We start from the raw sequence: 13462 nt of genomic DNA, 5'->3' as shown, positions 1-13462 counted from the left end.
GGCCTCAGCGGCGGCTTTGTTGCCACGCCGCCGCCAACCCGCTGCAGCAAATCACCGCGATCCCGACCACCGTGGTCAGGGTCGGCGTGTGAGAAAACAGCAACCAACCCAGCAACCCGGCAAAGACAATCTGGCAATAGCCGAACGGTGCCAGCAGCGCGGGGGCGGCGTGACGGAAAGCCTGGGTCAGAAACAGGTGCGCCGTCATCCCGCAGGCGCCCAGTGCAACCATCATCAATCCATGCCCAAGGCTTGGCACTTTCCAGAAGAACGGCACCAGTGCGCTCATCACCAGGGTGTTGCACAGGCCGGCGAAGAAGTTACTGGTGGTCGGGCTGTCGATTTCACTGAGCTTGCGGGTGAGCAATTGATAGAAGCAGAAAAACAGCGCCGAGCAGAGCGGCAGTAATACCGCTGGCGTGAACAGATCACCGCCGGGGTGGACGATGATCAATACGCCGATAAATCCGCAAATCACCGCGATCCATTGCCCACGGGTGACCCGCTCACCCAGCAGTGGCACCGATAGCGCGGTCACCAACACCGGGGCAAGGAAGTTGACCGCCGTGGCTTCGGCCAGCGGGATGTACTGCAAACCGGTGGTGAAAAACAAACTGGTGCCCAACAGGCACAACGCTCTGAGCAACTGCAGCAACGGCCGTTTGGTGCGCAGGACTCGCAGCCCGGATTGCGGCAGAAATATCCCGGCCATCAGTAGGGTGTGAATCACATAGCGAGCCCAGACCACCATGACGATGGGGTAGAAGCCCGATAGATACTTCGACAAAGCGTCGTGACTGGAAAACAGGAAGGTCGCGACGACGATCAGCAGAATCCCTTTGAAGGGTTGGTTTACGCCGGAGAGCGGGGTGCTGACGGTCATGCAAGGCCTCTGGAATCAAATCAGAATGTGGCGAGGGAGCTTGCTCCCGCTGGACTGCGCAGCAGTCCCCAAATCAGCAAAGGTGTTCCGTCACTTCATATGACAGATCGTTGACGACCGCTTCGCGGCCGAACGGGAGCAAGCTCCCTCGCCACAGGTTCAAAGGCGCGCCAACAATTCCCGGGTTTTATCCAACGCCATCCGCGCCCGCTGTAACCCGCTTACGCCCTGCTCCAGCAACTTCACAGTGGGAACCTCCAGGCTCAACGGAATATCAGCCGGCAAACACTGCAACAACCCCACCAGATCACAATCGCCATCGCCCGGAAAACGTCGTTCGTTACGGGCCTGACGCAAAATCTCCGCCATGTCCGCTGACCGTGGCCCCGCAACATCGCACAGCTGTGCATACCGTAACCGTGACGGTGCTACCTTGGCCAGATCTTCCAGCCGCGAACCCGATCGGTCGAAATGGAACGCGTCCACCAACACCGCGCCGTTTTCACGGTCAGCTTTTTCGACGACGCGCACCGCTTGTTGGAGGTTGCGCGCATCGGTCCACGGCATGAACTCCAAATGCGGATGCAGCCCGTAAGGTGCCGCCAGATCACAGAGCCGGGCGAAATTCTCGGTGAGTCGCTGTTCGTCAGAATCGTTACCGGCCACCAGCAATTCACTGGCACCAAACTCCGCTCCGACCGCCAGAATCTTCTCGAAGTCGGCAACGATGGTTTGCGGTTCAAGACGCAGGATTTCAACATCCAGCACACGAATGCCGGTGTCGCGCAAACTCTCCAGCGTCCTGCGCCGTAACCCGACATCGGCTACCAGCGCAAAGTGATGTTCTTCGGGTGTCGCAGGTTCCAGGCGTAATCCGACATGGCTGTAACCGGCCCGTGCCGCGACCTCGACCCTCTCCGGTGGTGACAACTCCAGTACCGTCAGACTGGCCAGGGAAAAGATCCGTTCACTCATGTTCACTCCTCGATCAACATCGGGGTGCAGGCGCGACCGGTTTCGGCGGCCTCGCGGATTGCGTCAATCAGCGCCAGGGTGCGCGCAGCATCGGCAGCGCTCACCAATGGTTCGACTTCCCGGCGCGCCACGCGCACGAAATGCTGCAACTGCAAACGCAACGCTTCATCGGCGCTGAAGCTCTCCTGCACCGGCAGCAGCGGTTGATGCCAGCCCCCATCGACGTCGGCATAGTGCCAGCGCTTGAGCTGTGGAATGCTCAGCGCACCGCCCGTCCCGGCCAACAGATAACACGGCTGATCGGCCTGGCGCGGATACACCGGGTTCTCGCCGGAATCCAGCTCCCAACTCCAGGGTGCCGCCACTGCGTCGGAACCGGTCAGGCTGCCCAGTGCGCCATTGTCGAATTGCAGCAACACCGCCGCACAATCTTCGTTGGCAAACCCGCGAACCGCATTGCTGGTGATTGCCTGCACCTGCCGAACTTCGCCGCACAGATGCCGCAGCAGATCGAGGTCATGAATCAGGTTGGTCAGCAACATCCCCGCACCGGGTTCGCGGCGCCATGGTGTTTCGAAATAGCTGTCGGGTTTGCGCAATTGCCAGAGCGCCGTCACCGTCGTCAGCTGCCCCAAAGCACCGCCCTGAACCAGTTCTTGGGCGCGAACGATCAACGGATTGTGCCGACGGTGATGGCCGACCAGCACGGGGACGCCGGTGGCTTTCGACGCGGCCACCAGTTCGCGCACTTCATCCATGTACACGCCCACCGGCTTTTCCAGCAGCACCGGCACGCCGACGGCGAGGCAATCGAGCGCAGTGCTGACGTGCAACGTGTTCGGGTTGGCGACGATCACCGCGTCTGGCTGCACCTGCTCCAGCATCTGACGGTGATCGGCGAAATGCCTCACGCCCCACTCGGCTGCAAGACCTGCGGCTTGTGAACCGGGATCGGCCACTGCGCACAAGGTCGCTTCCGTCAGGGATTTCAGATGCTGGTAATGCTGCCGGCCCATGTTGCCAGCACCGATCAGGGCGATGCGAAGGGGCAAAGACACGGTGCAGTCCTCTTGTGATTATTGTCGGAAGGGTGAATTCCAATAATTTAGAACCTAGTTCCAGATTCTTACACAAGCGAACCGCAAAAGTGTGCGAACAGCGCACAACTTTGCAGGAGCGAAAGAAGATCAAATGTCGGAGCGGGCTTGCTCGCGAAAGCGGTGTGTCATGCAGCATTGATGTCGACTGACACACCGTCTTCGCGAGCAAGTCGGATCGCCGCACCACCGCTCCCACAATGAACGGGCGCTGGCCGGCTTAATTGAACAACTCCGACGCCAGACTTGCCGCCGACAGTTCCTCGGCAAACGTCAACAACAGCGGTGCCAACTCATGCAGCCGTGCCCCCGGCATCCGTGCGCTTGGCCCGGCAATGCTCAGCACACCGATCACTCGACCATCGCCGGGATGGCGCACCACCGCCGCAATCGCCGAGGTGCCCACTGCCGAACTCTCCTCGACCCAGGCGTAGCCCTGCTCCCGCGCCAGACGCAGGCGCTCCAGCAATTCAATGTTGGAGCGCGGTGCGTTCGGCCCCAGATCTTTCGGTTGCACGTCGCCCTGACGTTCCACCAACGACAACGCTTCGGCATCGCTCATGCACGCCAGCCATGCGTGGCCCGACGCGGTGTAGAACAACGGCGCATCACGGCCCATGTCCGGGTCATAACGCAGCCCCGAGCGGGCGCCTTGAGACTTGGCGATCCAGACTTGCCGTTCGCCTTCAATAACGCCAAGGCGCACCAGTTCACCAGTTTCCTCGGCCAGACGATCCAGCACCGGCTGCACGATATCGGCGCCGCTGCTGGACAGGTAACGGAAACCCATCGCCACCAGTCTGGTCGACAAGTGATAACGCAGGCTCTCCGGATTCTGCCGCACATAACCCAGCCGGATCAGCTCGGCGAGCAGGCGATGAGTCGCGCTTTTGGGGATATCCAGTTGCTCTGCCAGCGTCTGCATCGGCAGGCCACGAGGTTCACTGGTGAGGCTTTCCAGCACGCTGAAAACACGTTCGATCTGACTGCCGGCCATGGGAGGTTCCACACGAAATTTGCCCGATTCTAGAAGACAACCCGCCGAATGCGAAATCTGGAACCGCGAGTCCGTTAGCCGCCGTCGAGACAAGCAGTCCCCCACTCGATAAAAACCCATCGCCTGAAGGAATTCGCTGGGCTATCCGTGTTCAATACAAGTCTGAAATGGTGCGCGCACGGCAAAAGACGGACGACCGGACTGGCGCCACGCTTACTCACCAGCAACACTCATCACCATGTTCAAACGAGGATCCGCCCATGCTTTGGAAAAAAGGCCGACGCAGCGACAACGTGGTCGACGCCCGTGGCGATGATGTCGGTGGTGGCGGCGGCGGGATGCGCTTCGGCGGGGGCAAGGGCCTGAGCCTGACGGCGATCCTGTTGATCGTCGGGATCGGCTGGATCACCGGCCAGGACCCGTTGCAGATCCTCGGGCAACTGACCGGGCAGATGAGCGAGCAATCGGCCCCGGCCACCCCCCAAACCCGCCAGGCGCCACCGGCCAATGATGAAGGGGCCGAATTCGTACGCTCGATCCTCGGCGACACCGAAGACACCTGGGGCCAGATTTTCCAGCAGGCCGGTCGGCAATATAAAGACCCGACCCTGGTGCTGTTCAGCAATCGGGTGAATTCGGCGTGCGGCCTGGCGACGTCGGCAACCGGTCCGTTCTATTGCCCGGCAGACCAGAAGGTCTACCTGGACACGAGTTTCTTCCAGGAAATGTCGCAACGCTTTTCCGCTGCGGGTGATTTCGCTCAGGCCTACGTGATCGCTCATGAAGTCGGACACCACGTGCAGACCCTGCTTGGCGTTTCGGCGAAAATTCAGGCCGCTCGGCAGCAGGGCCGGCAAATGGAAGGCGACGGCGGTTTGCTGGTGCGTCAGGAACTGCAGGCCGATTGCCTGGCCGGGGTCTGGGCCAACAATGCGCAAAAACGCCTGAACTGGCTGGAACCCGGTGACATCGAAGAAGCCTTGAACGCCGCCAACGCCATCGGCGACGACCGCTTGCAACAGCAAGGTCAGGGCCGCGTGGTGCCGGACTCCTTCACCCATGGCACTTCGGCCCAGCGGGTGCGCTGGTTCAAGGCTGGATTCGCACAGGGCCAGATCAGCCAGTGCGATACCTTTGCCGCGAAGACTCTGTGATGCGTCAGTGGCTGCTGGTTCTGTTGATCACCTGCGCAAGCACCCAGGCTGCCGAGCAGGGAGGCAAGGCGATCAGTTCCGGGCGCCTGCTGTTGAGCGCTGGCGAAATCGCGGTGGGCATCGGCCCGACGCCTGCGAAAATCGAACGCGTGCTGATCATCATCCATGGTCGTTTGCGCAATGCTGAAACCTACCGCCAGAGCGCCGAGCACGCGGCCGAGCAGGCCGGGCAAAGCGCGAACACCTTGGTGCTCGCCCCGCAGTTTCTCAATGAAACCGACATCGCGAGCCATCCGGTGCCTGACAGTGTTTTACGCTGGCAAGGCAATGACTGGATGGCCGGCGGCTTATCCACCGCGCCGTTCACCCTGAGTTCCTATGCGGCGCTCGACGAAATCATCGCTCGCCTGGGGGATCGGCGCCAGTTTCCGGACGTGAAGCAAATCGTCATCGCCGGTCACTCCGGCGGTGCTCAGGTGGTTCAGCGTTATGCCTTGCTGGGTCACCCTCAGCCCGCTCTCGATACAGAAGGCGTGAAGGTGCGCTATGTGATTGCCAATCCTTCGTCGTACGCCTACTTCAATGAGCAACGGCCAGTGGCGTTCAGTCATGCGGGGTGCCCGAATTTCAATCGCTGGAAGTACGGGCTGACGGATCTGCCCGCTTATGCCAATGGGCAAACGCCTGCGCAACTCGAAGAGAACTATGTCAAACGTGACATCGTTTATTTACTCGGCCAGCAGGACACTGATCCGAATCATCCGGCGCTGGATAAAAGTTGTGAGGCTAAAGCTCAGGGTGCGTCTCGATTGATTCGTGGGCGCAACTATTTCAAATATCTGAAACAACGCCATTCTCAGGGGTTGAGTCAGCAACTGATCGAAGTGCCTGGGGTCGGGCACAATGGGGACGGGATGTTTACGTCGCCTGAGGGGCAGAAGGCGTTGTTCGGTCAGTGAGTTTTTGTGGTGCCTGAACTGACGCTATCGCGGGCAAGCCCGCTCCCACAGGGTTATGCACCATCCTTGTGGGAGCGGGCTTGCCCGCGATAGCGGTTAATCAAATGACCAATCCCTCAAGCCGAAAGCATCTGCCGCAACACCACGCAATCGGCAGCATGCCAATCAGTCAATTCCGGCCACGGATTATCCGGCAGATTCACCAGCACCGTCCGCGTCCCCGCCGCCCGACCGCAATCCAGATCAAAGCGGTAATCACCGACCATCACCATGTCGCTCGCCGGCACCTTCCAGGCCTCGGCCAGTTTCAGCAGACCACCGGGATGCGGCTTGGGCGGTGCTTCATCGCGGCCCAATACATCTTCCACCGCAAAGCAGTCGGCCAGACCAATCGCCTCCAGCGTGACATGCGCCAGCTCGCGAGCATTGCGCGTGAGAATGCCCAGACGATAACCGCGCCCGGCCAACTCACGCACCAGCTCCACCGCGCCCGGCGCCGGTTTCGAACCCAATGCCAGATCCCGCTCATGCTCCAGCAACCACGCGTGCTTGGCCGCCGCTTCATCGGCCGGCAGCGCAGCGAGGTGGGTGAGAATGTCGTCTTCGGCGGGAATCGCCAACGCCACGCGGATTGCCGCGAAGTCATGCACCGCCACTGTCAGGGTGCCGTCCATATCGAACACCCAGTGCCGCACCTCGGCCAGGCTCATGCCCAATCCTTGCGATGACGAATCAGGCCTTCCTGAGTGACCGAAGCCACCAATTGCCCAGCACGGTTGAACACGCTGCCACGGGAGAATCCGCGCGAGTTGCCGGCCCACGGGCTGTCCATGGCGTACAGCAACCAGTCATCGGCACGCAGGTCGGCGTGGAACCACAATGCGTGGTCGAGGCTGGCGACCTGCATGTCTTTCTGCCAGACCGATTTGCCGTGGGGCAACATCGAGGTGGTCAGCAGGCCGAAGTCCGACGCGTAGGCCAACAGGTATTTGTGCAGCGCCGGGGTGTCGGCCAACGCACCGTCGGCGCGGAACCAGACGTACTTGACCGGATCGGCAGGCTGCGGGTTGTAGGGATCTTTCTCGGTCACCGGACGGACTTCGATCGGTTTCGGGCACAGCAGTTTCTCGCGCATGTGTTCAGGGATCAGGTGCGCGCGCTGCTGGGTGAGCTCCAGCTCCGACGGCAGGTTTTCCGGGCCAACCACTTGCGGCATTTCGCTCTGGTGCTGGAAGCCTTCTTCGTCGTACTGAAAGGAGGCACTGCAGGTGAAAATCGGGTTGCCCTTCTGGATCGCCGTCACCCGGCGCGTGCTGAAACTGCCGCCATCGCGCACCCGATCAACCTGATACACCACCGGCAGCTTGGCATCGCCCGGGCGCAGGAAATAACCGTGCATCGAATGCACATGACGCGCGGCTTCGACTGTCTGACTGGCCGCCGACAGGGACTGGCCGAGCACCTGGCCGCCGAACAACTGACGAAAACCCAGATCCTGGCTGCGGCCACGGAACAGGTTTTCTTCAATCGGTTCCAGGGTCAGCAGGTCTACCAGATCTTCCAACACTTGGCTCATTCAGACTCTCCTCACACAAAGCAATGCCGAGCAGCCTTGGCTGCGGCGGTCGATTCAGTTTATGGCCCGGTTCAACATGAGGGCCATTGTAAACGTCCGTGCCTGCTTATCCATGCAAGGTTTCCAGCCATTGTTCACGGGTGATGCGATACAACACGTGGGGGCGCAGCGGATGATCGGCTGCCAGACTCGGGTGCTCGAAGTCATCGGCGGGGGCATGGTGCATGCCAATCGCCTGCATGACTTTTTGCGAAGGCATGTTGGTTTCGGTGGTGAACGCCACGACCTCTTGCAGTGCCAGCCGGTCAAACCCGCAGCGCAATGCGGTCCACGCCGCTTCACTGGCATACCCCAGGCCCCAGTGCTCGCGCGCCAGGCGCCAGCCGATTTCGATGGCCGGGGTGAAGGGCGCGTCGAAGCCGACCACACCCAGTCCGGTAAACCCGATGAACGCCCCGGTGTCCTTGCGCTCGAGTGCCCAGAGGCCAAAACCATACTCGGCAAAATGCCCGCGAACCCGTCCGATCAGCGAGGCGCTTTCCAGTCGACTCAAGGGTGCCGGAAAATAACGCATCACCTGTGGATCGGCACACATTGCCGCAAACGCCGGCAAATCCTCGTCACGCCACTGCCGCAACAACAGTCGCGCGCTTTCGAGTTCCAGTATCGGCTCCATCGTGCCCCTCCCCTCTGTTTCCATGCCGCAAGTCTACATCGCTGGTAGGATCCTTCACTCATTCCTACAGGCCTTCCTAGATAAATCAGCCATGCCCCTGCCTCTGATCTACCACGAAGACTACAGTCCCGAGTTCCCGGCGGATCACCGCTTCCCCATGGACAAGTTTCGCTTGCTGCGCGATCACCTGGTGGACAGTGGCCTGACCCGCGACGCTGACCTGCTGCGCCCGGACCTGTGCCCGGCGGATATTCTCGCCCTCGCTCATGACCCTGCGTATATCGAACGCTACATGGGCGGCGAGTTGTCCCGGGAAGACCAGCGGCGCCTCGGCCTGCCCTGGAGCGAAGCACTGGCCCGGCGCACGGTGCGAGCGGTCGGCGGTTCGCTGCTGGCGGCCGAACAGGCACTGGAACATGGCTTGGCCTGTCACCTGGCCGGCGGCACTCATCACGCGCATTACGATCACCCCGCCGGGTTCTGCATCTTCAATGACCTGGCGGTGATCAGCCATTACCTGCTGGAAAGTGGCCGGGTGAATCGGGTGCTGATCTTCGACTGCGATGTGCATCAGGGCGATGGGACTGCACGAATCCTGCACAACACCCCAGAGGCAGTGACCGTTTCCCTGCACTGCGAAAAGAACTTTCCTGCACGCAAAGCCGAAAGCGACTGGGACATCCCCTTGCCCATGGGCATGGGCGATGCCGACTACCTGAAGGTGGTGGACGATGCGCTCAACTATTTGCTGCCGCTCTACCAACCGGATCTGGTGCTGTACGACGCCGGTGTCGACGTGCATAAGGACGACGCTTTGGGCTATCTGAAACTGACAGACGAAGGCGTCGCCGCTCGCGACGAAAGCGTGATGCGTCATTGCCTGGGCCGGGATATTCCGCTGGTCGGCGTGATCGGCGGCGGTTACAGCAAGGACCGCAAAGCCCTGGCGCGCCGTCATGGCATCCTCCATCACAGCGCCCAACGGGTCTGGCAGTCATCAGGTTGTCATTGAGGTGTGGGCCTTTACCCACAATGCCTGTGGAACCGCCTGTGGATAACCTGAGTGAAAGGGCCTGCAGGCCATGCTACCTATAGCGTGCAACGGAGTGGTTGTTTTTTGATCAGCTCTTGAACACACCCATGATCCCTGTGGGAGCGGGCTTGCCCGCGATGAGGCCGGTACATTCAACATCATTGTTGCCTGACAGTCCGCTATCGCGGGCAAGCCTGCTCCCACCGTTATCGCGCACTGCTAGAATGCGCGGCTTATTCCGCCACGCCGCAGCTCTCGCCATGACCCAGCCCTCCACTTCCCTCCCCTCAAACGTCGCCATCATCGGTGGCGGTCCCGCCGGTTTGATGGCGGCTGAAGTGTTGAGCCAGGCAGGAATCAAGGTCGACCTGTACGACGGCATGCCTTCAGTGGGGCGAAAATTCCTCCTCGCCGGTGTCGGCGGCATGAACATCACCCATTCCGAGGCCTACCCCGCATTTCTCTCACGCTACGCCGAACGGGCTCCGCAGATTGCACCGCTGCTGCGAGCCTTCGGTGCCGAAGCCTTGTGCCAATGGATTCATGACCTGGGCATCGAAACCTTTGTCGGCAGCTCCGGCCGGGTGTTTCCTACCGACATGAAAGCCGCGCCCCTGTTGCGTGCCTGGCTCAAACGCCTGCGCGATGCCGGCGTAGTTATCCACACCCGCCATCGCTGGCTCGGTTGGGATGACAACGGTGACTTGCGTATCGACAGCCCCGAAGGCGAAAAAACCGTTCAAGCGAATGCGACCTTACTGGCCCTCGGCGGCGGCAGTTGGTCGCGCCTCGGTTCGGACGGTGCCTGGATGCTGCCGCTGGAACAGCGCGGTGTAGGACTGACGCCGTTGCAACCGAGCAATTGCGGCTTCGAGGTGCAGGCCTGGAGCGAATTGATGGTCAGCAAATTCGCAGGCAGCCCGCTGAAAAACATCGCCATTGGCCTCAATGACGACGTGCCGCGACTCGGGGAGTGTGTGATCACTGCCACGGGGATTGAAGGCAGTTTGATCTACGCCCTGTCGGCACCGATCCGCGAAGCGATCAATCAGCACGGCTCGGCAACCATTCATCTCGATCTGTTGCCGGGCAAGCCTGTGGATAAAGTTCAGGCGGCGCTGAACAAACCGCGCGGATCACGCTCCATGGCCAAACACCTGCACAGTCAGCTTGGGCTTGATGGCGTGAAAGCGGCGTTGTTGCGCGAGCTGACACCGGTTGAATGTTTTGCCGATCCGGCGCTGCTGGCCAAAGCGATCAAGGCATTGCCACTGACGCTGATGAAAACCCGGCCATTGGACGAAGCCATCAGCAGCGCGGGGGGCGTGATGTTCGAGACGATGGATGAACGTTTGATGCTCAAGCAACTGCCCGGCGTGTTCTGCGCGGGGGAAATGCTCGATTGGGAAGCGCCGACCGGCGGCTATCTGCTGACCGCGTGTTTCGCCAGTGGTCGAGCGGCGGGGTTGGGGATGGTGGAGTGGTTGCGGCGCAAGGATTGAAGACCGAGGCGCGTCCATCGCGAGCAGGCTCGCTCCCACAGGTGACCGAGTTCTTTCATAAGAATACGGTCAATGTGGGAGCGAGCCTGCTCGCGATGGTGGCCTGACAGGCGCAGCGTTTAATCAAGGCTTACGCTTACGCGGCCCGGTATTGAACACCGGCACTTTACGCACAGGCTTGATCGAAGGCTCCGGCGCCGACGCATCACCGCTCTCGACCCATTTACCCAGGTTGCGCTTGCCGCCACCGGAGGTCTTGGGCTTCTTCGGTTTTTTCGGCTTCTTGATCACCTGACCGCTGGCATCGGTATCCGGCACGCGGTGTTCAGGCTCGAAATCCTGCTCCATCTGGCGAGTCAGCGTCTGACGGGTCAACATCTCGATGGCTGACAGCTGATTCACTTCATCGGCGCAGACCAGCGAAATTGCCTCGCCGGTTGAACCCGCACGGCCGGTACGGCCGATGCGGTGGATGTAGTCCTCCGCCACGATCGGCAGGTCGAAGTTGACCACCAACGGCAAATCTTCGATATCCAGACCACGGGCGGCCACGTCGGTGGCTACAAGTATCTGCACTTCGCTGGCCTTGAAACGATCCAGCGCTCGCTGACGGGTTGCCTGAGGTTTGTCGCCGTGGATGCCGTCAGCGTTGATGCCCAGGCCCTGGAGTTTTTCCACCAGCGCGTCTACGCCGTTACGGGTCTTGGCGAATACCAGCACCTGCTTCCACTTGCCCTTGCGCATCAAGTGAACGAACAGCTCCGGCTTGCGCTTCTTGTCCACCGTCACCACCCACTGTTTAACAGTGTTGGCTGCGACGTTGCGCGGGCTGACTTCGATGCTCAGCGGGTCGTTGAGCATTTGCCCGGCCAGGGTGCGGATGGCGTCGGAGAAGGTCGCGGAGAACAACAGCGTCTGGCGCTTCTTCGGCAGCGCCTTGTAAATGTTCCCCAGTTCTTCGGAGAAGCCCAGATCGAGCATGCGATCGGCTTCGTCCAGCACCAGGGTTTGCAACTGGTTGAACTTGAGCGCGTTCTGGCGGAACAGGTCGAGCAAGCGGCCCGGGGTCGCCACCAACAGATCAACGCCTTTGCGCAGCTTCATCATTTGCGGGTTGATGCTGACGCCGCCGTACACCGCGTATGTGCTCAACGGCAGGTTCTCGGCGTACTGACGCACGCTTTCGTGAACCTGCTCGGCCAGTTCGCGGGTCGGCACCAGGATCAGCGCGCGCACGGAGTTGGCGCTGACTTTCGGCCCTTCCATGGCCAGCAATTGCAGCAGCGGCAAGGCGAAACCGGCAGTCTTGCCGGTGCCGGTCTGGGCCGCGGCCATCAGGTCGCGACCGGCCAGCACCGCCGGAATCGCTTGCGTCTGAACCGGCGTCGGGGTCTGGTAGCCGAGCGTCTCGAGAGCGCGCAGCAAGGGTTCGATCAGGCCAAGGGTGGCGAAAGTCATGGGAGTACCGTAGGAAAAATCAGCGCGGTTGTGCAAAACGAGTGTGCAATGGCGCGCAGTTTACCCTAATTCGCGCGGGATTCTGTCGGCACCGCTACGGCAGGCCGATCTGCACCTCGGCGCCACTGCGGCAACCCGATCAACACCACGGCACTGATGATCACCGCCATGGCCAGCGCTTCCTCGATACCGATGGTCTCGCCGACAAACACGATACCCAGCAACACCGCCACCGCCGGGTTGACGTAGGCATAACTGGTGGCCGCTGCCGGACGCACGTGTTTCAACAGGTACATGTAGGCATTGAAGGCGATGATCGAACCGAAAATGGTCAGGTACGCCAGCGCCGCCCAGCCTTCGATCGGCGGCAGACTGTCCAGACGTTCGCCACTCACCGCGCTGCCGATCAGCAACGCCACGCCGCCCACCAGCATTTCCACGGCACTGGCCATCGGGCCCTGAGGCAACGGCAAGTGCTTGCTCCACACCGAACCGAACGCCCAGGACGCTGCCGCGAATACCAACAACGCCGCACCCAACGGGCTCGACTGCAGGTTTGAACCGAGGTTGAGCATGGCGATGCCGATCAGCCCGAGCACAATCCCGGCCCATTCGAGACGGGTATTACGCGCGCCCCAGAAATATCCGCACAACAACGTAAACAGCGGCACCGTCGCCACCGCCAATGCTGCAACGCCGGAGGCGACACCGGTGTGTTCAGCCACGCTGACCGCGCCGTTACCGCAAGTCAGCAGCAAAATCCCGATAATCCCCGCGGCCTTCCACTGCGCCCAGGTCGGTGCCGGTGCCCCGCGCCAGCGCAGGAACGCGTACATCAACGTCCCGGCGATCACGAAACGGATACCGCCGAGCAGCAACGGCGGCCAGTACTGCACACCGATGCGAATCACCAGATAGGTCGACCCCCAAATCACGTACAGCGCAAAAAAAGCAGCGATCAGCGGTAAGGAAAAACGGCGTATGCCAGACATGGGCAGCTCGAGAACAAAACAAAGAGAGCCGCTATTCTAGAAAGGCCAACGGCGGAAAATAAGCTACAAAACCTGTTTATAGCGCCAGTACACTTTTCAAAACACGGAGTTCAACGCTATAAACCGTGCTTTCGAAAGCCAGTCACTTTTCAGGAATACT

General features: G+C 60.9%; 13 protein-coding genes. 4 read left to right on the top strand and 9 right to left on the bottom strand.

The features are described from left to right. Window positions 1-4: 4 nt before the first annotated feature. From LOY38_RS04265 to LOY38_RS04250, 4 genes are all read right to left on the bottom strand, one after another. A complete protein-coding gene (locus LOY38_RS04265; protein ID WP_258698965.1) occupies window positions 5-883 on the bottom strand; it encodes a DMT family transporter in 879 nt (292 codons plus the stop codon). Between the two features lie 159 nt (window positions 884-1042). After that, entirely contained in the window at window positions 1043-1858 is an 816-nt protein-coding gene (locus tag LOY38_RS04260) for a sugar phosphate isomerase/epimerase (RefSeq protein WP_258698964.1), read from the bottom strand. A 2-nt stretch (window positions 1859-1860) separates the two neighbouring features. After that, window positions 1861-2916, bottom strand: coding sequence for a Gfo/Idh/MocA family protein (locus LOY38_RS04255; protein WP_258698963.1), 1056 nt, complete (start codon window positions 2914-2916; stop codon window positions 1861-1863). A 259-nt stretch (window positions 2917-3175) separates the two neighbouring features. Then, window positions 3176-3952, bottom strand: coding sequence for an IclR family transcriptional regulator (locus tag LOY38_RS04250; RefSeq protein WP_258698962.1), 777 nt, complete (start codon window positions 3950-3952; stop codon window positions 3176-3178). 260 nt (window positions 3953-4212) lie between these two features. Between LOY38_RS04250 and LOY38_RS04245 the strand changes: the two genes are divergently transcribed. Further along, window positions 4213-5106 carry a neutral zinc metallopeptidase gene (locus tag LOY38_RS04245; RefSeq protein ID WP_258698961.1) on the top strand — a complete coding sequence of 298 codons (894 nt, stop codon included), beginning with the start codon at window positions 4213-4215 and terminating at the stop codon, window positions 5104-5106. Continuing rightward, on the top strand, window positions 5106-6065 hold the full coding sequence (locus LOY38_RS04240; protein WP_258698960.1) for an alpha/beta fold hydrolase: 960 nt from the start codon (window positions 5106-5108) through the stop codon (window positions 6063-6065). The genes LOY38_RS04245 and LOY38_RS04240 overlap by 1 nt, the downstream gene beginning before the upstream one ends. A 116-nt stretch (window positions 6066-6181) precedes the next feature. On the opposite strand, the gene LOY38_RS04235 is transcribed toward LOY38_RS04240, so the two are convergent. The 3 genes from LOY38_RS04235 to LOY38_RS04225 form a co-directional block, all read right to left on the bottom strand. Further along, on the bottom strand, window positions 6182-6775 hold the full coding sequence (locus LOY38_RS04235) for an HAD family hydrolase (RefSeq protein WP_258698959.1): 594 nt from the start codon (window positions 6773-6775) through the stop codon (window positions 6182-6184). After that, window positions 6772-7641 carry an acyl-CoA thioesterase II gene (tesB, locus tag LOY38_RS04230; RefSeq protein ID WP_223485818.1) on the bottom strand — a complete coding sequence of 290 codons (870 nt, stop codon included), beginning with the start codon at window positions 7639-7641 and terminating at the stop codon, window positions 6772-6774. The genes LOY38_RS04235 and tesB overlap by 4 nt, the downstream gene beginning before the upstream one ends. 106 nt (window positions 7642-7747) lie before the next feature. Further along, window positions 7748-8317 carry a GNAT family N-acetyltransferase gene (locus tag LOY38_RS04225; RefSeq protein WP_258698958.1) on the bottom strand — a complete coding sequence of 190 codons (570 nt, stop codon included), beginning with the start codon at window positions 8315-8317 and terminating at the stop codon, window positions 7748-7750. Between the two features lie 91 nt (window positions 8318-8408). On the opposite strand from LOY38_RS04225, the gene LOY38_RS04220 reads away from it, so the two are divergent. Together LOY38_RS04220 and LOY38_RS04215 are read left to right on the top strand one after the other, a co-directional pair. Continuing rightward, window positions 8409-9329, top strand: coding sequence for a histone deacetylase (locus LOY38_RS04220; RefSeq protein ID WP_258698957.1), 921 nt, complete (start codon window positions 8409-8411; stop codon window positions 9327-9329). A 281-nt stretch (window positions 9330-9610) separates the two neighbouring features. After that, complete coding sequence (locus LOY38_RS04215; protein WP_258698956.1) at window positions 9611-10852, top strand: TIGR03862 family flavoprotein; 1242 nt, start codon at window positions 9611-9613, stop codon at window positions 10850-10852. A gap of 123 nt (window positions 10853-10975) precedes the next feature. On the opposite strand, the gene LOY38_RS04210 is transcribed toward LOY38_RS04215, so the two are convergent. Together LOY38_RS04210 and yedA are read right to left on the bottom strand one after the other, a co-directional pair. After that, the gene (locus tag LOY38_RS04210; RefSeq protein ID WP_258698955.1) at window positions 10976-12310 is read right to left on the bottom strand and encodes a DEAD/DEAH box helicase; all 1335 of its coding nucleotides are present in this window, start codon (window positions 12308-12310) and stop codon (window positions 10976-10978) included. A 65-nt stretch (window positions 12311-12375) separates the two neighbouring features. Further along, window positions 12376-13302, bottom strand: a complete 927-nt coding sequence (yedA, locus tag LOY38_RS04205; protein ID WP_258698954.1) for a drug/metabolite exporter YedA — start codon at window positions 13300-13302, stop codon at window positions 12376-12378. Window positions 13303-13462: the final 160 nt, after the last annotated feature.

The organism is Pseudomonas sp. B21-015 (genome assembly GCF_024749285.1).
Classification (GTDB): domain Bacteria; phylum Pseudomonadota; class Gammaproteobacteria; order Pseudomonadales; family Pseudomonadaceae; genus Aquipseudomonas.
The sequence above is the reverse complement of the archived record's forward strand: the minus strand, read 5'-3'. Positions and strand labels throughout refer to the sequence as shown.